General features: G+C 63.4%; 20 protein-coding genes and 5 pseudogenes. 16 read left to right on the top strand and 9 right to left on the bottom strand.

Annotated elements, in window-relative coordinates; translation table 11 throughout:
• Nucleotides 1-108 precede the first annotated feature (108 nt).
• The gene (locus ACFQJB_RS00895; protein WP_379722877.1) at nt 109-1,242 is read left to right on the top strand and encodes a DUF7139 domain-containing protein; all 1,134 of its coding nucleotides are present in this window, start codon (nt 109-111) and stop codon (nt 1,240-1,242) included.
• Here the strand turns inward: ACFQJB_RS00895 and ACFQJB_RS00890 are convergent.
• Nucleotides 1,239-3,031, bottom strand: a pseudogene (locus ACFQJB_RS00890) (helix-hairpin-helix domain-containing protein). The gene ACFQJB_RS00895 and the pseudogene ACFQJB_RS00890 overlap by 4 nt on opposite strands.
• 155 nt (nt 3,032-3,186) lie before the next feature.
• On the opposite strand from ACFQJB_RS00890, the gene mntA reads away from it, so the two are divergent.
• Nucleotides 3,187-3,621, top strand: a complete 435-nt coding sequence (mntA, locus tag ACFQJB_RS00885) for a type VII toxin-antitoxin system MntA family adenylyltransferase antitoxin (RefSeq protein WP_379722874.1) — start codon at nt 3,187-3,189, stop codon at nt 3,619-3,621.
• Complete coding sequence (hepT, locus tag ACFQJB_RS00880; RefSeq protein ID WP_379722871.1) at nt 3,621-4,049, top strand: type VII toxin-antitoxin system HepT family RNase toxin; 429 nt, start codon at nt 3,621-3,623, stop codon at nt 4,047-4,049. The genes mntA and hepT overlap by 1 nt, the downstream gene beginning before the upstream one ends.
• A 16-nt stretch (nt 4,050-4,065) precedes the next feature.
• Here hepT and ACFQJB_RS00875 read toward each other — a convergent pair whose 3' ends face one another.
• Nucleotides 4,066-4,503 (bottom strand): DUF5788 family protein, encoded by a 438-nt coding sequence (locus tag ACFQJB_RS00875; RefSeq protein ID WP_379722868.1) that lies wholly within the window; start codon nt 4,501-4,503, stop codon nt 4,066-4,068.
• 110 nt (nt 4,504-4,613) lie between these two features.
• Here ACFQJB_RS00875 and ACFQJB_RS00870 point away from each other — a divergent pair, with 110 nt between their 5' ends.
• From ACFQJB_RS00870 to ACFQJB_RS00840, 7 genes and pseudogenes are all read left to right on the top strand, one after another.
• Nucleotides 4,614-5,957 (top strand): alkaline phosphatase family protein, encoded by a 1,344-nt coding sequence (locus ACFQJB_RS00870; RefSeq protein WP_379722865.1) that lies wholly within the window; start codon nt 4,614-4,616, stop codon nt 5,955-5,957.
• A 62-nt stretch (nt 5,958-6,019) separates the two neighbouring features.
• Nucleotides 6,020-6,451 (top strand): DUF5791 family protein, encoded by a 432-nt coding sequence (locus ACFQJB_RS00865; protein ID WP_379722862.1) that lies wholly within the window; start codon nt 6,020-6,022, stop codon nt 6,449-6,451.
• Nucleotide 6,452: 1 nt separating this feature from the next.
• Nucleotides 6,453-7,345, top strand: a pseudogene (locus ACFQJB_RS00860) (SDR family oxidoreductase).
• An 89-nt stretch (nt 7,346-7,434) separates the two neighbouring features.
• Nucleotides 7,435-8,609, top strand: a pseudogene (locus ACFQJB_RS00855) (DHHA1 domain-containing protein).
• Nucleotides 8,610-8,686: 77 nt separating this feature from the next.
• Nucleotides 8,687-9,790, top strand: a complete 1,104-nt coding sequence (locus tag ACFQJB_RS00850; RefSeq protein ID WP_379722859.1) for an aldo/keto reductase — start codon at nt 8,687-8,689, stop codon at nt 9,788-9,790.
• 42 nt (nt 9,791-9,832) lie between these two features.
• Nucleotides 9,833-10,207: a methylglyoxal synthase gene (locus tag ACFQJB_RS00845; RefSeq protein WP_379722856.1), complete on the top strand. Its 375-nt coding sequence runs from the start codon at nt 9,833-9,835 to the stop codon at nt 10,205-10,207.
• A 34-nt stretch (nt 10,208-10,241) separates the two neighbouring features.
• Entirely contained in the window at nt 10,242-10,766 is a 525-nt protein-coding gene (locus ACFQJB_RS00840; protein ID WP_379722853.1) for a DUF7332 family protein, read from the top strand.
• Here ACFQJB_RS00840 and ACFQJB_RS00835 read toward each other — a convergent pair whose 3' ends face one another.
• Nucleotides 10,767-11,261 (bottom strand): hypothetical protein, encoded by a 495-nt coding sequence (locus ACFQJB_RS00835; RefSeq protein WP_120101095.1) that lies wholly within the window; start codon nt 11,259-11,261, stop codon nt 10,767-10,769.
• A gap of 44 nt (nt 11,262-11,305) precedes the next feature.
• The gene (locus ACFQJB_RS00830; protein ID WP_379722850.1) at nt 11,306-11,728 is read right to left on the bottom strand and encodes a DUF371 domain-containing protein; all 423 of its coding nucleotides are present in this window, start codon (nt 11,726-11,728) and stop codon (nt 11,306-11,308) included.
• Nucleotides 11,729-11,870: 142 nt separating this feature from the next.
• Here ACFQJB_RS00830 and truD point away from each other — a divergent pair, with 142 nt between their 5' ends.
• Complete coding sequence (gene truD / locus ACFQJB_RS00825; protein WP_379727910.1) at nt 11,871-13,253, top strand: tRNA pseudouridine(13) synthase TruD; 1,383 nt, start codon at nt 11,871-11,873, stop codon at nt 13,251-13,253.
• A gap of 55 nt (nt 13,254-13,308) precedes the next feature.
• Here the strand turns inward: truD and ACFQJB_RS00820 are convergent, their stop codons facing one another.
• A complete protein-coding gene (locus ACFQJB_RS00820; RefSeq protein WP_379722847.1) occupies nt 13,309-14,142 on the bottom strand; it encodes a universal stress protein in 834 nt (277 codons plus the stop codon).
• Nucleotides 14,143-14,506: 364 nt separating this feature from the next.
• Here ACFQJB_RS00820 and ACFQJB_RS00815 point away from each other — a divergent pair, with 364 nt between their 5' ends.
• The 4 genes and pseudogenes from ACFQJB_RS00815 to ACFQJB_RS00800 all read left to right on the top strand — a co-directional run bounded on the left by ACFQJB_RS00815 (nt 14,507) and on the right by ACFQJB_RS00800 (nt 17,048).
• Complete coding sequence (locus ACFQJB_RS00815; RefSeq protein WP_379722844.1) at nt 14,507-14,656, top strand: DUF7512 family protein; 150 nt, start codon at nt 14,507-14,509, stop codon at nt 14,654-14,656.
• A gap of 1 nt (nt 14,657) precedes the next feature.
• A pseudogene (locus tag ACFQJB_RS00810) lies at nt 14,658-15,688 on the top strand (sulfite exporter TauE/SafE family protein).
• A 140-nt stretch (nt 15,689-15,828) separates the two neighbouring features.
• Nucleotides 15,829-16,179, top strand: a pseudogene (locus ACFQJB_RS00805) (helix-turn-helix domain-containing protein); the annotation flags it as partial.
• Between the two features lie 158 nt (nt 16,180-16,337).
• Complete coding sequence (locus ACFQJB_RS00800) at nt 16,338-17,048, top strand: type 1 glutamine amidotransferase (RefSeq protein WP_379722841.1); 711 nt, start codon at nt 16,338-16,340, stop codon at nt 17,046-17,048.
• Here the strand turns inward: ACFQJB_RS00800 and ACFQJB_RS00795 are convergent, their stop codons facing one another.
• From ACFQJB_RS00795 to ACFQJB_RS00780, 4 genes are all read right to left on the bottom strand, one after another.
• Complete coding sequence (locus ACFQJB_RS00795) at nt 17,049-17,402, bottom strand: thioredoxin family protein (RefSeq protein ID WP_379722838.1); 354 nt, start codon at nt 17,400-17,402, stop codon at nt 17,049-17,051.
• Nucleotides 17,403-17,640: 238 nt separating this feature from the next.
• A complete protein-coding gene (locus ACFQJB_RS00790) occupies nt 17,641-18,171 on the bottom strand; it encodes a DoxX family protein (RefSeq protein WP_379722835.1) in 531 nt (176 codons plus the stop codon).
• Between the two features lie 293 nt (nt 18,172-18,464).
• Nucleotides 18,465-19,037, bottom strand: a complete 573-nt coding sequence (locus ACFQJB_RS00785; protein WP_379722833.1) for a DsrE/DsrF/DrsH-like family protein — start codon at nt 19,035-19,037, stop codon at nt 18,465-18,467.
• A 1-nt stretch (nt 19,038) separates the two neighbouring features.
• The gene (locus ACFQJB_RS00780) at nt 19,039-19,284 is read right to left on the bottom strand and encodes a sulfurtransferase TusA family protein (protein WP_379722830.1); all 246 of its coding nucleotides are present in this window, start codon (nt 19,282-19,284) and stop codon (nt 19,039-19,041) included.
• A 270-nt stretch (nt 19,285-19,554) separates the two neighbouring features.
• Here ACFQJB_RS00780 and ACFQJB_RS00775 point away from each other — a divergent pair, with 270 nt between their 5' ends.
• The gene (locus ACFQJB_RS00775; RefSeq protein ID WP_379727908.1) at nt 19,555-20,748 is read left to right on the top strand and encodes an MBL fold metallo-hydrolase; all 1,194 of its coding nucleotides are present in this window, start codon (nt 19,555-19,557) and stop codon (nt 20,746-20,748) included.

The raw sequence follows: 20,748 nt of genomic DNA, 5'->3' as shown, positions 1-20,748 counted from the left end.
TAATCGTTTCGATCGTCTCAGCCCACCGGAACCCCAGACGACGAGCATGTATACTGAATGCCAACTGTCTGACGTACTGTTTTGTACCGGGCCCGCGTACGTGGGGGTATGACCGCGCTTTCGGACGCCTATTCGGGGACTGTCGCCGACCAGCGGGGGCGGGGGCGGCTGTATCTCGGCGTCGGCCTTTTCGGTGTCGGCGCGATCCTCGTCGTCGCCGGGATCGTCGCCGCTGGCTCGGGGCTGTTGACCGCCCAGGGCTACTCGCTGGGTGAGGCTCGCTGGCTCGCCGGCGTCCTCGGCGGTGTCGGCGTCCCGGCGGTCTTCCTTGGGATCTTTACCATTCTGCCGGCCGGCCGAACAACGCGGGGAGCCGCCCTCATCGGCGCGTCGATCGCCATGTTCGGCGTCGCGCTGTTTGCCTACGCCTACCCCTGTCAGTGGATCGGCAACACCTGCGCGACAAGCGGCCCGAATCTGACGCTGCCGACCGCAGGCGTCTACTTTCTCGGCACGCTGACGACGTTCTGGTGTCTGTTCACCGGCGTTGCTAACTTCAAAACCCGCAACGACCCCGGCGGAACGGTACGGATGGAGATCCGCAACATCACCCGTCAGGGTGACAGCGGCGACGACGACAACGGCGATGGCTTCGGCGGCCTCGGCGGCGTCGGCCTCTTTGGCACCGATCCCGATGGCGATGTAGCGACCCAGACGAACACGCCGGGATCGGCACCGGCCGGCGGGGCGGCCGCCACCAGCGACGGCGGTGCGACAACCGAGCAACTCGCCTCGCCGCTGGACGGGCCGACGACGACCCAGCAGGCGACAGGGTCAGCGGCGGCGGGAACTGACGGAGCCACAACCGGATCGACCGGATCGACCACGTCGACGGCGTCGACGCCCACGACCGAGCCGTCGACAACGACCACGGAGCCGTCAACAACGACCACCGAGACGGCGTCATCGGCGACACAGTCGTCGACATCAACACCCGACCAGCCCAAATCGACGACCAACAGCGGCGTCGACCGGGTGTCGCCGAAAGCCAGCCGCGGGCCGACAACCACCGCATCCGGGCGATCAGATAAGTCGGGAGGCGAGAACTCGATCGATCGCTACTGCGGGAGCTGTGCGCAGTTCAAATACGTCCGCACCGACAGCGGCATCAAGCCCTACTGTGCCCACCACGACGAACTCATGGACGACATGGAATCCTGTGACTCTTGGGAACCCCGTTAGTGCAGAAACGCCCGTAGCTCCGCACTCGTTTTCGCGTTCAGCACGTCAGCCGGTTCAGCCCACCCACGACGAGCCGTTTTGACGCCGTACCGGCGATTATCAAACTCAGCGGGGCTGTGCGCGTCGGTGTTGATCGCCACCGTGCCGCCGGCCTCGACGACGGCTCTGACCGCCTCGCCGGCGAGATCCAAGCGGGCCGGGTTCGCATTAATTTCGAGTGCTGTGTCGGCGTCGGCGGCCGTTTCGGCCAGCCGTGTCATATCGACCGAGAGGCCGGCGCGGCTGTTGAGCAGCCGACCGGTCGGATGGCCGATCACATCGACCGATGGATGGGTCGCCGCCTCACAGAGGCGGTCGGTCGCAGCGTCGGTGTCCTGATCCAACGCGCTGTGGGGGAGGCAACGACGATGTCCAACTCGGCCAACAACTCGTCGTCGGTGCTCAGTGAGCCGTCGGCCGCGATGTTGGTCTCAACACCGTGAAAGACGGTGATGTCGCTGTCGGCCGCCACCGCCGCAACCGCCGCCATCTGCTCGCGGAGGGCATCGTCGTCGAGTCCGATGTCCTCGATGATTCCCGGGCCGGTAGCGTGATCGGTCACGCAGTGGAAGTCGTCGCCGCGGTCGGCCGCGGCCGCCACCATCTCCTCGATCGAGTGGCCGCCGTCCGACCACTCGCTGTGAGTATGGCAGTCGCCGTTGATGTCATCTGTCTCAACGAGCGTCGGAAGCGTGCCTTCGGCGGCGGCGTCGATCTCACCGGTATCCTCACGGAGTTCCGGTGGGATCCACGCCAAGCCGAGTTCCGCGTACATCGCGGCCTCCGATTCGCCGGCGAGTTTGACGCCGACGCGTTGGCTGTCCGCGGGATCGGACTCGGCGTCGCTGCCAGCAGGATCATCGCTGTCGACGTCGGTATCGAGATCCGAGATATCGAAGAGGCCGTACTCATTGAGCTTGTAGTCCTGTGCGATCGCCCGGTTGCGAAGCCGGACGTTGTGCTCCTTGCTGCCGGTGAAATACTGGAGGGCCGCGCCAAACTCGTCAGGAACGACGACGCGAAGATCGACCCGGACGCCGTCGGCTCTGAGGCTGGCCTTGTGGCTCCCAGCTTCGATCACATCGTCGGCGTCGTCCCAGTCGGTGAAGCCCTCGACGACCGCCTCGCTGTCGTCGCTGGCAACAAGGACATCCACATCCCCGATGGTATCCTTCCACCGGCGGATCGAGCCGGCGACATCAACGCGACCGACAGCATCGAGCGTGTCGAGATACGCACAGAGGTCGTCGGCGACGGGGCGAGCCGCACCGAGTCGTTCGCGCTGTTGGCTCTGGCGGGCGAAGGGGATGTTCTCAAGGATATTCTGCTCGGTTTTCGCGCCGAAGCCCGTGACCTCCTGGATCTCGCCGGCCTCGGCAGCGGCTTCCAGTTCGTCAAGCGTTGTAATGCCCAGCGCCTCATAGAGGGTACCGACCGTCTTCGGGCCAACACCCTCGACGCTGGTGAGGGCAGCCATCTCGACGGGCAGCGATTCCCGCAGGTCTTCGAGTTCCTCGATCGCGCCGGTCTCGACGTATTCGACGACCTTTGAGGCGATCGCGTCACCAACGCGGTCGATCTCGGCGACGGAATCCTCGCCGGTCGCGGCCAGTTGGTCGATCGGCTCCGGGTAGTCGGCGATGTTCTCGGCGGCCCGGCGGTAGGCGTTTGGCTTGTACTCGACGCCCGTTGCTTCGAGGCGGTCGGCAAACTCGACGAGCAGGCGGGCGACCTCGTCGTTGGAGCTCATTGCGTGTGAGTTGTGGAGCCGGCCACTTAGCTCCGGGCGCCCGGCGAGCGTCGCTCACAACGACAGCGGGAGAGAGCGGTCGGACGATGCAACAGCCGGCTTGGCCGGCCGCTGGCGTCGTAACACGTATTGTCCATGCGGCCGAATATCGATACATGACGGCCCGAGAGGCACCACACATCGAGACGGCGGATCTCGACGCGATCCGTGTCGCACTCGATGGAACCGATGTCGAGTTTGCCCTCCTGTTCGGCTCCCATGCGCGGAGCGAGGCGACCGACGACTCTGATCTCGACATCGCGGTTCGGTTCCCGGATGGGCTGAGCGACCGCGACCGCTTTCGGGCTCGCAACCGGATCGACGCGACACTGCAGGCACACGCCGAGGGGACGGTCGATGTGAGCGACATCGACGCGCTGCCGGTGGCCGTCCAGCACGCCGCACTCCGTGACGGGATCGTGCTGTGTGGCGATGACGATGCGGTTGCAAAGTACCGCGAGCAGATCACCGCCGCGTATGAGTCAACAGCCGACGAGCGAACCGACGAGCGGCAGGCGTTCATCGACCGGCTCGCGCGGGGCGATACCTGATGGTCGACGAGGCAGTCGTCGTCGACAAACTCCGACTGATCAACGAGTACACGAACGATCTCAAGCGGATGCGTGGGCCCTCGAAAGCCGACTATCTCGACGATATGGTGCTCCAGCGCGCCGTCGAACGGACGTTCATGAACCTGATCCAGGCGTGTATCGACCTCGCGGCACACGTTCGGTCGACCGAATTGGAACCGACCGCCGACACCGCGAAGGCGGAGATCGACGCCCTCGAAATTGCCGAAATCATTTCCTCGGAGACGGCTGACCGCCTGACCGAAGCGGTCGGCTTCCGGAACGTTCTCGCCCATCGGTACGGCGATGTCAACCACGATGTCGTCTACGAAGCCCTCCACAACGATCTCCGTTGGTTTGAGCAGTTCCAAACAGAAGTCGCTCAATGGTTGCAAACAGACACCACGTAGTGACGGCACCAGAGAGCTATCGCCGATTCCGGCTGTTGTCGTCCTCGTGGCCGAGTGCCTTCTTCAGGAACTGCGTCCAGCGTTTCTTGTCAGCGGCGTCCTGTCGCTGGGCTTCGGCTTCGAGGTCGACAGATTCCAACTGGTCGAGGACATTGAGCGCGCGGTCGATCCCGACGATCTCATCGGCAAGGTCGACACCCTCCTCGTAGCTGATCCCGCCGTCTTCGATCTGCTCGACTCGCTCGATGCGGGCCCGACGAAGGTTTCGTTTGGCGGTTTCGACGCGGTCGCGCTCGCCCGGCGGGATCGTCTCCCGGCGTTTGATCTCGAAGACGAACGCCCGGAGATCGATCGTCTCGCCTTGGATCTCGATCGCCTCCGGGAGCTGGTGGCCGACCGTCGCCCCGTCGCGGCCGATCCGTTCGAGGAGCTGTTTCTGCTGGTAGGCCTTCACAATTGTACTCAGGGCTCGGCGTACTTGCCTCCACCGCCACGGCGTCACCGACAGCGGCCCAAATCGGCCGAAAACTGAACCTTCTTATGTGATTCACCAGTAGAACCGATATGGGTTTGTTCGAACGGCTGCGCGGTGACGACGGCCCCCGCGTTGCGTTCATCGGCATCGACGGCGTGCCGTACAGTCTTCTTTCGGAGCACAGTGATCGGTTTCCGAATCTAACCGCCCTCGCCGACGAGGGTGCCGGTGGCGCGATCGACAGCATCGTCCCGCCGGAATCGAGTGCCTGTTGGCCCGCGCTCACGACCGGCGTCAACCCCGGCGAAACGGGCGTGTATGGCTTCCAGGATCGCGAAAACGGCTCCTATGAGACCTACGTTCCGATGGGCCGGGACGTTCAGGCGACCCGGCTGTGGGATCGGGTCACCAACGCCGACCGGAAGGCAACCGTGATGAACGTCCCCGTCACGTTCCCGCCACAGCGGAACGTCCAGCGGATGGTCTCGGGCTTTCTCTCACCGGGCGTTGAGAAGGCCAGCCACCCCGAGGAGTTGACCCAGACGCTGGAAGACGGCGACTACATCATCGATGTCAACGCCAAACTCGGCCACAAGGACGACAAAAGCGAGTTCGTCGATCACGCCCACAAGACCATGGATCGGCGGTTTGAGGCCTTCGAGCAGTATCTGTCGGCCGACGACTGGGATCTCTTCTTCGGCGTCTTCATGACGACCGACCGGGTCAACCACTTCCTGTTCAAGGATTACGAACGCGACGGCGAGAACAAGGAGGCGTTCTTCGAGTTCTACGAGCAACTCGACGACTATCTCGGGCAGATCCGGGAAATGCTGCCGGATGACGTCACGCTCGTGGTCGCCTCCGACCACGGCTTCACCAGCCTCGATTATGAGGTACACTGCAACACGTGGCTCGAAGAGGAGGGCCTGCTGTCCTACGAAGACGACGACCACAGCGAACTCGGCGATATCGCCGACGACACGACAGCCTACTCGCTGATCCCCGGGCGATTCTACATCAACCTCGAAGGCCGAGAGCCCCGCGGTAGCGTTCCCGAATCCGAGTACGAGGCCGTCCGCGAGGATCTCAAAGCCCGGATCGAAGCCCTCGAAGGCCCCGACGGCACGCCGGTCTGTGAGCGCGTCGTCGAGAAGGAAGACGCCTTCCGCGGCGACCACGACGACATCGCCCCCGATCTCGTGGCGGTTCCGAACCACGGTTTCGACCTGAAATCAGGGTTCAAGGGCCACGACGATGTCTTCGATACCGGCCCGCGCAACGGGATGCACAGCTTCGATAACGCGACGCTGTTCATCGACGACGATGACGCAACCATCGAGGACGCCGATCTCTACGATATCGCGCCGACGATCCTTGAGCTGATGGAGATCGACTACGACCGCACCGACTTCGACGGCGCGAGCCTGCTGTAGAGACGCAGCCGTCGACCCACACGAGCGGCAAGCGTTTTGCCGGCGGCACCGCAACCGACGGTATGCTTCATACACTTGCTGACGAGACAGCCGATCTTTCTCCGAACGGACTCCACACCGCCTACAAGGAGTATCTCCAGCGAGTCATCGAGACGGTCGGCGTCGACACCGCGGTCACCGACACCGATCTCGACGGCGACACCATCGAGGCCGTCGTCGACGGCGAGACCGACGATCTGACGCTCACCGCGGCGGCTGCTCTCGCCGCCCTCGACGACGACACACCCGACGCCGAGGCGATCGTCCTCGAAACACGGGATCACCTGCTGATGGGGATGACGACGGCCGTCCTCGATGTCGACGCCGTCGCCGCCGAACTCGACGCTGATCTCACCGGCCAGGAAGTCCAGCAGGCCATCGAAGGCCGTATCGACATGACGCTACCCGAACTCGCGGCGATCCAGTCGGTGATCGAACAGCGGCTGGAGGCCTGAGATGGCACGGGTCGTCATTCTCGGCTGTGGCTACATCGGGCTCGAACTCGGCCGCCAACTCACCGCGGCGGGCCACGAGGTCATCGGCGTCCGTCGCTCTGACTCCGGCCAGCAGGCCATCGAGGCGGCCGGCTTCACCCCCACCAAGCTGATCTTACCGATTCTGACGATATCGACACGCTCCCGGATGCCGACTGGGTGGTCTTCGCCGCCTCATCCGGCGGCAGAGACGCCGCAGCAGCACGGGAAATCTACGTCGACGCGCTGGGCGACGCGATCGACAACTACGGGGGTCGCGAGTCGCCACCGGATCGCCTCGTCTACACCTCCAGTACAGGCGTCTACGGCGACCACGACGGCGACTGGGTCGACGAGGAGACACCGCTGGAGCCAACGACCGACAAGACCGAGATGCTCGTCGAGGCCGAACGGATCGCCCGCGAGGCGGCCGCCGCCCACGGCATCGACGGAACCGTTGCGCGGTTTTCCGGCCTCTACGGGCCGGATCGCTACCGGCTGGATCGGTATCTGGAAGGGCCGGTCACAGCAGGCTATCTCAACATGGTACACCGCGTCGACGCCGCCGGCGCGGTCGCCTTCCTGCTGACCGAAGACTGCGCCCGCGATGAAGTGGTGCTCGTGACCGACAACGAGCCGGCCGACAAATGGGAGTTCGCCGACTGGTTGGCCGACGCGTGTGGCGTCCCGGAGCCACCCAAACAGACGAAAGAGGAACGCCTCGCCGAACGCGACCTCTCAGCGGCGGGTCGTCGTCGCGTGCTGACAAGCAAACGCTGTTCGAACGAGTATCTCCGCGAGCTTGGCTACGAGTTCACGTATCCGACCTACCGCGAGGGCTATCAGGCTGCGATCGACGCATACACCGGCGAGTAAGCCACCATCGTCGTCGCTGGGGCAGGGTCGGTGTCGACAGCAGTAGATCGACACGAACGTTCTTGATGGCGGCCCCAAATAGGCGTGGTATGGAGCAGTTCGTGGCCATCGATGGCGCGGTCTCAGCGGTCGCGACCGCCATCGAGAGCCGGCCGATCCTCGTCGCGATCGGCCTCGTCATCATCGCCGGGGGCGTGGCAGCAGCCTACCGCTGGCTGCGGACGACCCCCGGCGATCGGTTCAGCGAACTGGTGGCTGACCGCGAGGCGGCGGTCGTGCTCATGCACCCAAACCCCGATCCCGACGCGATGGCGGCGGCGATGGGTGTCGCCGCCCTCGGCGAGCAGGTCGACACCGAAATAACGATCCAGTATCCCGGCCAGATCCGCCACCAGGAAAACCGGGCGTTCCGAACCGTCCTCGAACTCGATATCGACCCCGTCGATCACGTCACCGAGTTGGCCGCCGAGGACGTGATCCTTGTCGATCACAACGAGCCCCGCGGCTTCGATGGCTGTGATGGGATTCTCCCGCTGGCGGTCATCGACCACCACCCTGGCGACGGCAGCGGCGAACAGTTTACCGACGTGCGTACCGATTACGGAGCTTCCTCAAGCATTGTCGCCGAATATTTCCGGGATATCGACGCGGTGCCGGTGCCGGCCGACGAACACGCCAGCGAGACCAACGCCAGCCGGGTCGTCCCCTCCTTTACCGCGACCGGGCTGCTGTATGGGATCTTAGCGGACACCCAACATCTGACCGTCGGGGCGGCGGCCGCCGACTTCGACGCCGCCGCCTATCTCCAGCCCGGCGTCGACGAGGACAAACTCGACCGCATCGCCAACCCCGAGGTCGACGCCGAAGTGCTGGAGATCAAGGCCCGAGCGATCGCCGGCCGCCAGACCCAGGGTTCGTTTGCCGTCTCGGATGTCGGTACCGTCACCAACGCCGATGCGATCCCGCAAGCGGCCGACGAGCTCATCCGACTGGGGATCACCGCGGTCGTCGTCATCGGCGAACGCGAGGGGACGATCCACCTCTCGGGGCGCTCACGGGATGATCGGGTTCACATGGGCCGGGCCTTAGAGCAGGCGACTGCCGACGCCCCAACCGCGAGTGCCGGCGGTCATGCCCGGATGGGCGGCGGCCAGATTGCCCCCAAACCGAGGTCACCGACGGCGGCGAAACCGACCGTGAGCCGGCGATGAACCGGGATGCGCTTGTCGAGGAGATCTTTGCCTCACTGTCAGGTGACGTGTGAAACTGTCGCGATCCCAGTAACATCCACACGCTGACGCCGATCCCGACGCTTATTCGCCGCGCGCCGAAAATGGGGCCATGGCAACCGAACGCGGGACATGGAACTACCGAGACCGCTTCGGCGACAGCTTTGGTCGCACCTACTTCAGACGGTTCCCGCCCGGCGTCGCCGCCTCAGTCGGGCTCGGCACCTATCTCGGCGAACCGACCGATACCGTCGACGACGACTACCGCGAGGCGATCACCGCCGCCCTCGACAACGGGATCAATATGATCGATACGGCGATCAACTACCGCTGTCAGCGAAGTGAGCGCGTTGTCGGCGACACCCTCGACGCAACCGATGTCGACCGCGACGGGATCGTTGTCGCCACGAAAGGCGGCTTTCTCCCCTTCGACGGTGAGCGACCCGCCGAGCCGGGGCGGTACATCCGCGAGCAGTACGTCGAGCCCGGGATCGTCGACCCCGAGACGCTTGTCCGCGGCAGCCACAGCATCGAGGCCGGCGTCATCGACCACCTGCTCGATCGGTCGCTTGCGAATCTCGATCTCGACCGGATCGACTGCTACTACGTCCACAACCCCGAAACACAGCTACTCGACCGCGACCCCGAGGCGGTCTACGACAGCCTCGAAGCCACCTTCGAGCTGTTGGAGCGGCGGCGGGCGGCCGGCGATATCGGCTGTTACGGGCTGGCGACGTGGGAGGCGTTTCGGGTCGATCCGGGAGCCGAGCAGTTCCTCTCACTGCCGAGGCTACTGGATCGAGCCACACAGGCCGCCGAGACCGTCGGTGTCGACGACCACGGCCTCCAGGCTCTCCAGCTTCCGTTCAACGTCGAGATGGCCGACGCGTTCACACGGGCGACCCAGCCGGCCCCACCCGACGCCGACGAGGAGGGCCCAGTCAGTGTCCTGGAGTATGCCCACGCCGCCGGGCTCCACGTTGTCACCAGCGCGAGCCTCGGGCAGGGCGCGTTGGCAACATCGTTGCCGTCGGCGATCGCCGCGGAGTTGGCCGGCGATACGACCGCCCAGCGGGCGATCAACTTCGCCCGGAGCGCGCCCGGCGTGACGACCGCACTGGTCGGAATGTCCTCGCCGGCCCACGTCGCCGAAAACGTCGCTGCCGGCACATTCGACCCGCTGGGTGCGAGCGCGTTCGATGCGATCTTCGAGTGAGACCGCGAACTTTCAAGCCCCCAGCGGGCACAGCACAAGCCAATGCGATTGGCACTGATCGCCCACGACGAAAAGAAGGATGACCTGATCGAGTTCGCCCGCGAGCACGAGGAGTGGCTTGCGAAGGCCGAACTGATGGCGACCGGGACGACCGGCAAACGTCTGATGGAGGCAACCGACTTAGATGTCGAACGGAAGGCCTCCGGGCCACTCGGCGGCGATATGCAGATCGGCGGCGAGATCGCCGACGGCGACTGCGAGGGACTGATCTTCCTGCGGGATCCGCTGACCGCCCAGCCACACGAGCCGGATGTCTCCGCGCTGTTGCGGATCTGCGACGTTCACGACACACCGTTGGCGACCAACGAGGCCTCCGCAACGTTCCTACTGGAAGGCCTATTCGCTGACGACCGCTGAGGAGACTTTTGTACGAGCGGCGACAACAGACTGTATGGCCACCCCGAGGCTGCACCGAATAGCGGCTGTGGTCGTGAGCCTGCTGCTCGCCACAACCCCGGTTGCGGCCGTCGGCGGGACGGGAGTCGGTGACGGGGGCGACAGCACCGCAGCGATCAGTATGTCCACCGACAGTCCGGCCAGTCCACTCCAACAGTCCGCCACAACCGGCGACAACGCCTGTTTCCCGGCGGGCGGCTACAACTTCACCATCGGGACGCTCGGCCCACAGATCGAGATGGTCGTCCACCTCTCGCTTTTGACCAATCTTGGCGGCCCAGGCACCATCGGGATCGAGCTTGCGGGGACGACTGCCGAGGACGTACCGCCGATGATCGAGCTTCGAACAGGCGTCGTCTTCCGTGGGGTGACCGATGTTGAGCGGTTCCTCAGCGATCCCTTCGGGCTGTTTGCGATCGCCTACGAGTACCGGTTCAACCTCCCGCTGGGCGGCAGCGGCGTCGACTACCAGTCTGACGAGCCGCCGCTATCCGGGCCTGTTGGCGACGCCGACTGTTAGTTAGTCACTGACGACAGCCCGAACGTCCTCACCGGAGTAGGTGGCGAGTTCCTGAAAATTCGCCCCGTAGCCGCCGACCTTGGCGTTGATCACAAGGCGGCTCAGCCGCTCGCGCTCCGATGATGAAAGTCTGATCCCCCCGTTTGGGAAGCCAACGCGCTCTTCGACGCCCGGACGGAGATCAAAGACGCGATCGACGGTGCGAAGCGGCTCGTTGCTGTCGTCCGTATAGAGAAAGGCTCTGAGCGTGATCGGCTGGCGTTCCGTCCCGGTGTTTTCAGCCGTCACGACAAAGTCGATTGCCGCGCCCTTATCCTGGAGCGTCTGCTCGCGGAAGACAATCCCCGAAAACGGATCCGCTTCGCCGTCGGCCGTGCCGTTTTCAGCCTCCTCAAAGCCGGGAAGCTGGGGATCAAGCTCCGGTGGGCCGCCGAGACAGCCGGCAAGCCCGACCGAGATCCCGAGGGCGGCAAGGGCCGCACGTCGTGTGGGCATAACGTGGGGTACGGTCGCCGCCGGTAAAACAACGGCGTCGTTGGCTATGAGTCCACGCGGAACTCAACGGTCGCTGTCGCGCCAGCAGCCAGTTCGGCCACCAACTCGCGGTCGATGTCGGCGGCTGCGGCGTCGGCGTCGATCATGACGGTGCGGTCATCGGTGTACGTGGAGGTTCGAGCAACCATGCTGCGGTCGTCGTCGAAGGTCAACTCGGGGTGGCCGCGACCGGTGATCGTCTGACTGTGGTCGCCGACCTCGATGATGACCGTGATCTCGGCGTCGGCCGATTGGGCCGCTGCGACGAACGCCGGATCGAAGTCGGCGGGCACCTGATCGGCCTCGATCCCGAGAATACAGTCGCCAGCGGGGGTTAGCCAGTCGTCGCTGGTGAACTCGAAGGTCGACTCGTGGGTCGCCTGGACGTGCTCGTGGCCGTGAGCGGTGATCGTCTCTGTTGCTGCCATATCCGGGCTCCCTCGGGACGCCGCAAGTATCGCTCGGTTCGCTATCGGTACGCAGTCGCTCGTCGGAAGGGACAGAGGGATGTGGGAGCCCGTTCGACGGGAGGTATGCACAACGACCGCCGGTCGCTCGGAGTGGTCGCCGATGCGTGAGGCCCACCCCATCGAGCAGGCAGTCGGCATCGACTACTACGTCAGCGACGCCGACGGCATCGGCGGGCAACTCCGCGTCGAGCCCGCGGATTTCCGGGTCAAGGAAATCGAAAACTTCGAGCCCGAACCGCTTGCGGCCGATCCCGGTGCCTACCCTGAGATCCTGCTACGGGTGACGCTGCAGTCGTGGGACACCAACGATTTCGCCGGCCGACTCTCGGATGCACTCGAAATCAGCCGCGAGCGGATCTCCTGGGCCGGCACGAAGGACAAACACGCGGTGACGACACAGCTCTTCTCCGTGAGCAACGGCGACCCAGATGCCATCGCCGCCCTCGATATTCGGGCCGCCGAGATCGACGTGCTCGGCCGAACCGGCCGACCGATATCGTTCGGTGACCTCCACGGCAACCGGTTTCAGATCCGGGTGCGGGAGGCCGACGCTGACGCGGGCGAGCGCGTCGAGGAAATCACCGACGATCTACGGGCCTTCGGTGGCGACGAGGGCGACGACAGCAGCGGCGGCACTGATGATACCGTCATCGCCGGGATCCCCAACTGGTTCGGCCAACAGCGGTTCGGCAGCCGCCGGCCGGTGACCCACGAGGTTGGCCTGAATATCGTTGCCGGCGAGTGGCGCGAAGCGGTGCTATCGTACGTCGCCAACCCCTTCGAAACCGAACCAGAAGCAACGCAGGCAGCCCGGGCGTTCGTCGCCGAGGAGGCCGAACGCGACGATCCCGACTGGGGGGCCTGTCTCGACGAGATACCGGGACAACTCGGCTATGAGCGATCGATGCTGCATCGGCTCGCCGAGGACGGCGCGTCCGCCCCCGACGATTTCCGGCACGCACTCGAAGCCGTCCCCTGGAACCTCCAGCAACTGTTCGTCAACGCCGCCCAGTCGTATCTGTTCAACCGCATCCTCTCGGAACGGCTGCGCCGCGGACTGCCGTTCGACCGCCCGGTCGCCGGCGACGTCTGCTGTTTCGTCGACAGCGACGCTCCCGAGGGGCTGTACGCGCCCGACACCGACCGCCTCCAGCGCGTCGCTGACAACCGGGTTGCGGTGATGGAGCGCCACTGTGATCGTGGCCGGGCGTTCGTGACCGCGCCGTTGGTCGGCACCGACACCGAGTTGGCCGACGGCGAGCCCGGCGAGATCGAACGTGAGGTGCTTGCGAACGCAGGCATCGAACCAGGCGACTTCGAATTACCAGGAGAGTTCACCTCAAGTGGAACTCGGCGAGCGATTTTGGTGCGTACCGATCTCGCTGTCGATCCCGAGAGCCTGACGTTTGCATTCGCGCTGCCGAGTGGGTCATATGCGACCGCGTTGCTGCGGGAATATCAGAAAGGCGGCCCGATGGAATAGAGGAGTTGTGTTGAGGAAACAGAGGAAGACAACCGCGCGCTGTGAGCCTACCAAGTTAGGCTGTTCGCGGCGGCGGCACCATGTAGACGTTGCTTGACGCCTGGGCGATAATCGTCTCGGAGACGCTGCCGATCAGCAGCCGCCGGAGGCGACTCTGCCCGCGAGAGCCAAGCAGGATCGTCGTCGGCGTCACCTCGGCTTCGGCTTCGAGGATTTCGTCGGCTGGATCACCGTACCGAACCTGGGTGTCGGTGTCGATATCCCACTGATCGAGTCGACCTTCGAGTGTCGCCAACTGGTCGGCAGCGTCGGTGTCGGGTTCCTTTGGCGATTCGACGTGTACGAGCGTCGCCTCCTGGGTCGCATGACGGAGATACGAAAACGCGTTGAACGCGCGATCGGCGTTCTCCGAGAAATCCGTCGCATACAGAACGCGCTGGAAGAGGTGTTCTCGGAGCACGTCGGGATCGTTGGCCTCGCGTTCGATCCGGTTGACCAACAGCGGGACGACCGTCGTCCGGGAGAGGTTGCGCGCGGTCGATCCCAGAACCCGGTTGGCAAGGGGGCTTTGCCCGCGGGAGCCGACGATCGTCAGGTCGGCCCGCTCGGCGTCGGCGATCCCGTTGATTCGGCGGTGGGGCGTCCCCCGCACCACGTGGGTGTCGGTGCTGAAACCGGCGTCTTGCATGACACGCTCATACCGATTGAGTCCCTCTTTTCGGCGCTCCTCGAAGTTCATCCCCGGCATGCCGGCGTGCATGTTTGAGGGGATGACCGTGACCAGATGGATCTCCTCGACGCCGATGCGTTCGAGACACTCCAGACAGGTTTCGTTGTGGATCGCCGCCTCGCTGGCCGCCGACAGATCGGTTGCATAGATGGCGCGCATACCAGCAGATACACCCTCTGCCCTTAATATTGTTTCTATTAATCAATACTACTGCCGGTGTGATGGTCTCCTCAATCGAGCAATGCGCGGAGTCGCCAACCTCTGCGGGAAAGTATCGGTGACAACGACAAATGTATCAGCGCGCATAACAGAGTGCGCCGCGGTTTGTCGGTCGATTTCTGCGATACCTCATGGCGGCTGTATTCCCATAACGTATGGAGATATTCACGTGGGATAGCCGTCGCCGCCGCGTGAGTAATATTGTTTAGTAAACCCAAAACTATTATCACGCTGCTCCGACTACGAGCTACTGAGCAGAACAGTATGAAACACACAAGACTACGAACCAACGGGGCACGAACCGATGATTGAGGCTGGCTCGCTGTCGGCTAGCATCGACGGCGCGATACTGATCGGCGCGGTGCTGCTAGAGGCGATCATCCTCTACGGCGTCTACGGTGTCGTTGAGGATGTGCTTGGCCAACGCGTTGTGAACCGACTCAGGACAACATAAGATGGAAATACTCGGGCTCAGTTTGGCGATGGTGGGGCTGTTCGTCGGGTTCGGCCTCCTGATCGGCGTGCTGTTTGGGTTCTTCGGGATGGGTGGGTCGTTCCTCGTCACCCCGGCCCTGCTGGTCATGGGGTATCCAACGCGTGTGGCCGTCGGGAGCGGCCTCGCGTTCGTGTTCGGTACCTCGGTGATCGCAACGCTGAAACACCGGGATCTCGGTCAGGTTGACTACAAACTCGGGCTGTTGATGATCGTCGGCACAACTGCCGGCATCGAGGTCGGCAAGCAGACAGTCGTCTATCTCGAAGCGCTGGGGCTTGCCGGTTCGATCATCAGCGTCACCTACGTGTTCCTGCTCGGTGGGATCGGCGCGTTCGTCACCTACGAGGCCGTCAAAGGTGACAGCGACGGCAGGATCGATCACGACGCCGCCGAGGCGGCGGCTGATGCCGACGACATCCCTGATATCGCCAAGACGATCCAATCGTATCGCGTCCCCCCGATGATCGATCTTCGGGGTGGGATCACCGTCTCGCTGTGGATGATCCTTGGCGTCGCCTTTGCGACCGGGTTGCTGTCGGGCTTCCTCGGGGTCGGCGGCGGCTTCATCCGGATGCCGGCGTTGTTCTACCTCATCGGCGTGCCGGTGCCGATCGCCGTTGGGACAGATCTCTTCGAGATCGTCTTCTCCGGGGACTGGGAAGCTTCCTCTACGCGCTCGACGGCGGCGTCGATCTCTCGATCGTCGTCCCGCTGTTGGCCGGGAGTGCCTTCGGCGCGCGGATCGGCTCGGCGGCGACCAGCATCGTCAACGAAGACGACATCAAAGTCTACTTCGGGCTGATGCTGCTCGGCGGCGCGCTGGCGGTGGCTGTCCGTGAAATCGGCAAGGTGTACGAGATGCCGATCCTCAACCGTGTGAGCTTGGCGTTGATCCTCGGCTCCGCGCTGCTGGTCAGTGGGGCAGTCGTCTACAGCAGCATCACCGCACTGCGGGAGGAGAGCCGAACCGCCTCGCCAACCGTGGAGTGAAGAGACGGACGGCAAACTGACGGTGGTAACGACGAACTGGTGTCGACAACGACCGCGCCGCCGGCGATCACAGCAACTGTGCATAGAATTGTAATCTGTGCACAACACTTTTGCTGTCACAGCAAGTAGTGATTACTACGATGGTTGATTCAATGGCCGAACAACTCCGGTCAGATATGCGGTGTGAGGATCTCCTGGCCTGTTTTCACGGCCTGAAGCCGCTTGATCGGGAGTGCTTTCAGGCGTTCGTGACGGCCGAGGAACCGCTGACAGTCGATGACGTCGCCGACGCTGTCGATCGGGAACGGTCGACAGCGTACCGATCGGTACAGCGACTGCTACAGACCGGGTTCCTGGAGAAAGAACAGATCAACTACGACGCCGGCGGCTACTACCATGTCTACGTCCCAACCGATCCGGAGGTTGTCGCCAACGAGATGCAGCGACTCCTCAACGACTGGTACGCTCAGACAGGGCAGCTGATCCAGGAGTTCGAGGAGAAGTACGCCGACGTCACGCCGCCGACAGCCGAAGTGGAATCCTAACGACGCGACAACGACGCCGAGGGTGCACACGACGGCTATAGTTACACAACGTGACCATCGCGCCCATCGAAACCGCACCGATATTGCAATACAATAACACAACTATGAAACCACAGATCGCCGTCGTCGACGCCTCAATCGGCGACACACCGGCCGAACGGAACCTGACCCGAGAGATCGACGCCGAGACAGCGGTCTACAAAGCCAGCGAGGGCGAACGCCCGCCGGCACCGGAGCAGCGCGATCGGGCCTACGATGCCGTTGTCATCAGTGGTTCCCAGACATCGGTCTACGATGATCACGACTGGATTCACGAGTTGACCGCGTGGGTTCGCACCGCACAGCGGGCGGACGTACCGATGCTCGGGATCTGTTGGGGCCACCAGCTGCTCGCCCAGGCGTTCGGCGGCCGGATCGTCGATATGGGCGCGTATGAGATCGGTTACCGATCGATCGAGCAGCGCGGCGATGATCCGCTGTTTGCCGGGATCGACTCGCTGATGACCGCGTTTGAGACCCATTCCGACCGCGTCGCCGAGTTGCCAGCCGGGGCCGTCGAGGTGGCACGCAACGAGTATGGGGTTCAAGCTTTCCGGCTGGGTGCCAGCTACGGCCTCCAGTTCCATCCGGAGTACGATCGGCAAACCGCCGAGTGGATTCTTGACTCAAAGGAGCTCGACGAGGAAACAGACGCTGACGCCGCCGCAACGGTCACCGACGACGCTGTCGCCGCAGCCACCGAGACAGCCGGTGTGTTCGACACCTTCCTCGACATTGTCGCCGACCACAGCCGCCAGCCTGGTCGGTCGTGGTAGTTACCGATAGGAGTCGATAACGTTCGTCAGCTGGGCCGCACTCTTGACACCGACCAACCGATCAGCCGGCTGTCCGTCGCTGAAGACGACTATCGTCGGGACACCTTGGACGCCGTGCTGTTGGGCGAGCCGCTGATGGCGGTCGATGTCGACCTTTGCGACAGCGGCGTCGGTGGTAGCAGCGACCTCCTCGACGATCGGTTCGAGCTGTTGACACGGGCCACACCAGTCCGCATAGAAGTCGGCGAAGGGGCCCGGGCCGCGATCAACCTCCTCGTGGCGTTCCGCGGGGCCGACTACGTCGACTACAAGAAGGTACCAGCCTGAGTGAGTTGCTGCTACGAGGCAGCCCATCTCACTCAGCGCGTGGGAGCGTCACAACAAAACCCGCACCCTCCGAATCGTTGTCAGTGACCGACACCGAACCGTCGTCGTGAACCAACAGTGCCGTCACACGCCAAATCAGCCGGGGCTGTCATATTCGGGACAACGCTCGGCACAAACAAGCAAGCGGTGGCTGTTTTCAGCTATCGGGAACGAGGCGACAAAAAGTGGACTGAATCGGGGCGAAACGCGGGGACGCCGCAGCCGGCTACCCGAGGAGGTAGCGCAGCCACGGTCGTTGGCTGACGAACTCGGTGTCCTCGATGAAGCCGTCAACGCCGGCCACGCGGCCAGCGGCGAAGATGCCGACGATGGCGAACAGGAGCAGCCCCATCAGGTCGCCGTTGACGTAGCCGTGGGCCCAGTCGGCGTTCCCGAGGTAGAACAGCACCATCAGGAAGCCGCCGAAGAAGGCGGCCAGCCGCGTCAGCGCGCCGAGCATGACGCCAAGCCCGATGAGGAACTCCCCAACCGGGATCATGAAGTTGGTGAACTCAAGCAGCCACGGCGTCTCGGCGACGAAGCCGAAGAGCCACGCGATCGGGCTGTCGGCGTTGGCGAGGTAGCCGGTGGCGTCGAACGGCTCACCAGCAACGAAGGTGAACTTCGTCCAGCCGGCGTGGAGGAACCAGTAGCCGGTGATGAGCCGCACCGCCAGCAGCAGATAGGTCGCAGCCGATCCGGCGTCATCGAAGGCGTCTGTCCGGCCGAACAGCGATGTGGTTTGTGTTGTTGTCATTAGGTCTCCCTCACAGGTAAGTATTGGCGCCGCATTGTATAAACGTACTACACTGATTCCCGACAGATGGGAATACGGGTTGGAGACTGCAATCCGGCGTCAAACCGATTATACGACGCCTAAACACGGTACTAGCTGAAAGACGATTGGTGAACGGAAGAACATATCAAAAATATATAGGTTTATTCCGGCAATTACGGCCCACGATACGGCCGCTATGGGTGGTGGAAACACTCTCTTGAGCATCGAAGAAGAGCGGATTGTCGGTCGATCGGCGACGGATATACTGTTGCTCAGACCAGCAGTTGAATATCGGATTCGGCCATGTGCTGCAGTGCGGTGGCCGCGCCGACGCCGACAGTCACGTCGTCGTAGAAGTCGTCCTCGTCGTAGTCCATCAGCTCGATGGTCATCTGGCAGGCTTGGAGTTCAACGCCCTGCTCCAAGGAGAGGTCGATCAGTTCCTTGATCGTCGCCGTGCCGTTGTCGTCGATTCGGTTCTCCATCATGCGCGTGGCGAGCCGATCCATCCCCGGGAGGGCAGCCAGCGCGTTCGGCATCGGCATGTTGGGGTTGCCGACCGCCGACAGCTGGAGGTTCTCTGATTTCTCCTCGTGGAGAATGTCGAGGCCCCAGAACGTGTGGAAGACGACGACATCCCAGCCGAAGGCGGCCGCGGTGCTCGCCAGGATCAGCGGCGGGTAGGCCATATCGAAGGTGCCCTGCGTCGCCACGATCGTCATCTTCTGTTGCTCATCGTCGGCTTCGAGTGCGGCAACCGTCTCCTCTAACTCCTCGACGCGGGCCTGTAGCTCGGCGGCACTCGGCTGGGCACCGTCAGCGGTACTGGATGGCTCTGTGCTCATGTTAGGCCGTCTTCTCGACGTAGTGTTTGTACACGTCGCCGTCCTCGAGTTGGTCGAGGAGTTCGACGCCGCTGGTGCCGGCGGCCCAGCCGTCAATGTCGCTCATGCTGCCCTTGTCAGTCGACAACACCTCAAGGACGCCGCCTTCCGGCACGTCGTCGATGGCGGATTTTGTTTTGACAACCGGCATTGGACACGATGCACCCTTCACGTCAAGCGTCTCGGTAACGTCGTAGTTTACGCTCATGCTGTGTGGACTCCGTTTGTATTGGAGTTACCCTACAATATTGGAGCAGGATATAAAAGAATACCGATTAGTGTGCATCTCTCAAACAACTGCTGTGGCCGCACCCTGCGATATCGCGCACGTGAAAAGGATATTTAGCCTCTTTTCTGGGTGATTCGCCGTTCTAACGGCCTGTTTCGGCGCGAGTGGTGCAGTCATCTATATTGTATATATTGAGAATTACTATACAAACTCTTTTGTATCCCCACCCTGTAGAGAGTGATGTCTCACATGGACGCTGACGACTTTCCAACCCCAGATGCAGACGTGACTAGTATCGAGCCGGAAGCGCTGAAAGGCCGGATCGACGACGGCGAGTCGGTCACTCTCCTCGATGTGCGGATGGCCTCGGAGTACGAGGAGTGGCACATCGACGACGAGAGCGTCGAGTCGATCAACATCCCGTACTTCGAGTTCCTTGACGAGGAGGTCGACGACGACGTGCTCGAACAGATTCCCGACGACCGCGAGCTTGTCGTGCTCTGTGCGAAGGGTGGTGCCAGCGAGTACGTCGCCGGCACGCTCCTCGAACGCGACTACGACGCGATCCATCTCGAAGACGGGATGAACGGCTGGGCACGGCTCTATGACGCCGTCGAAGTCACCAACTACGACGGAGCCGGCACGCTGCTGCAGTATCAACGACCCTCCTCGGGCTGTCTCGGCTATATCGTCTACGACGACGGCGAGGCGGCCGTGATCGACCCACTGCGCGCGTTCACCGACCGATATCTCGACGACGCCGACGAGCTCGGTGTCGACCTGAAATACGCGCTCGACACCCACATCCACGCCGACCACATCAGCGGCGTCCGCGATCTCGACGCGGAAGGCGTCGAAGGCGTCATCCCGGCGGCTGCCGTCGACCGCGGCGTTACCTACGCCGACGAGCTGACGACCGCCGCCGACGGCGATGAGTTCCAGGTCGGCGACGCGACCATCGAGACGGTCGCCACCCCGGGCCACACCACCGGCATGACCTCCTATCTCGTCGACGACTCGCTGTTGGCGACCGGCGATGGGCTATTCATCGAAAGCGTCGCCCGGCCGGATCTCGAAGAGGGCGACGAGGGCGCACCCGACGCCGCCCGGATGCTCTATGACTCGCTGCAGGAGCGCGTGCTGACGCTGCCCGACGAGACGCTGATCGGCGGGGCGCACTTCAGCGACGCCGCCGAACCAGCCGCCGACGGCACCTACACCGCGCCGATCGGCGACCTCGTCGAGGAGATGGACGCGCTGACGCTGCCGAAAGACGAGTTCGTCGACGAGATCTTGGCTGACATGCCGCCCCGGCCGGCCAACTACATCGATATCATCGAAACCAACCTTGGCCAGCAGACGGCCGACAACGAGGAAGCCTTCACCCTTGAGCTTGGCCCGAACAACTGCGCGGCCAGCCAAGAGTCGATGGCGGGGGACTAA

Origin of the sequence: Halonotius sp. GCM10025705 (assembly GCF_042662885.1) — an archaeon.
GTDB lineage: Archaea > Halobacteriota > Halobacteria > Halobacteriales > Haloferacaceae > Halonotius > Halonotius aquaticus.
Note: the sequence above shows the minus strand (reverse complement) of the source record. Positions and strands in the feature narration are given on the sequence as shown.

Coding starts and splice junctions, on each gene's coding strand:
- ACFQJB_RS00895 (WP_379722877.1), top strand. CDS start 109: ATGACCGCGCTTTCGGACGCCTATTCGGGGACTGTCGCCGACCAGCGG.
- mntA (WP_379722874.1), top strand. CDS start 3,187: ATGACGGCCCGAGAGGCACCACACATCGAGACGGCGGATCTCGACGCG.
- hepT (WP_379722871.1), top strand. CDS start 3,621: ATGGTCGACGAGGCAGTCGTCGTCGACAAACTCCGACTGATCAACGAG.
- ACFQJB_RS00870 (WP_379722865.1), top strand. CDS start 4,614: ATGGGTTTGTTCGAACGGCTGCGCGGTGACGACGGCCCCCGCGTTGCG.
- ACFQJB_RS00865 (WP_379722862.1), top strand. CDS start 6,020: ATGCTTCATACACTTGCTGACGAGACAGCCGATCTTTCTCCGAACGGA.
- ACFQJB_RS00850 (WP_379722859.1), top strand. CDS start 8,687: ATGGCAACCGAACGCGGGACATGGAACTACCGAGACCGCTTCGGCGAC.
- ACFQJB_RS00845 (WP_379722856.1), top strand. CDS start 9,833: ATGCGATTGGCACTGATCGCCCACGACGAAAAGAAGGATGACCTGATC.
- ACFQJB_RS00840 (WP_379722853.1), top strand. CDS start 10,242: ATGGCCACCCCGAGGCTGCACCGAATAGCGGCTGTGGTCGTGAGCCTG.
- ACFQJB_RS00835 (WP_120101095.1), bottom strand. CDS start 11,261: ATGCCCACACGACGTGCGGCCCTTGCCGCCCTCGGGATCTCGGTCGGG.
- ACFQJB_RS00830 (WP_379722850.1), bottom strand. CDS start 11,728: ATGGCAGCAACAGAGACGATCACCGCTCACGGCCACGAGCACGTCCAG.
- truD (WP_379727910.1), top strand. CDS start 11,871: ATGCGTGAGGCCCACCCCATCGAGCAGGCAGTCGGCATCGACTACTAC.
- ACFQJB_RS00820 (WP_379722847.1), bottom strand. CDS start 14,142: ATGCGCGCCATCTATGCAACCGATCTGTCGGCGGCCAGCGAGGCGGCG.
- ACFQJB_RS00815 (WP_379722844.1), top strand. CDS start 14,507: ATGATTGAGGCTGGCTCGCTGTCGGCTAGCATCGACGGCGCGATACTG.
- ACFQJB_RS00800 (WP_379722841.1), top strand. CDS start 16,338: ATGAAACCACAGATCGCCGTCGTCGACGCCTCAATCGGCGACACACCG.
- ACFQJB_RS00795 (WP_379722838.1), bottom strand. CDS start 17,402: ATGGGCTGCCTCGTAGCAGCAACTCACTCAGGCTGGTACCTTCTTGTA.
- ACFQJB_RS00790 (WP_379722835.1), bottom strand. CDS start 18,171: ATGACAACAACACAAACCACATCGCTGTTCGGCCGGACAGACGCCTTC.
- ACFQJB_RS00785 (WP_379722833.1), bottom strand. CDS start 19,037: ATGAGCACAGAGCCATCCAGTACCGCTGACGGTGCCCAGCCGAGTGCC.
- ACFQJB_RS00780 (WP_379722830.1), bottom strand. CDS start 19,284: ATGAGCGTAAACTACGACGTTACCGAGACGCTTGACGTGAAGGGTGCA.
- ACFQJB_RS00775 (WP_379727908.1), top strand. CDS start 19,555: ATGGACGCTGACGACTTTCCAACCCCAGATGCAGACGTGACTAGTATC.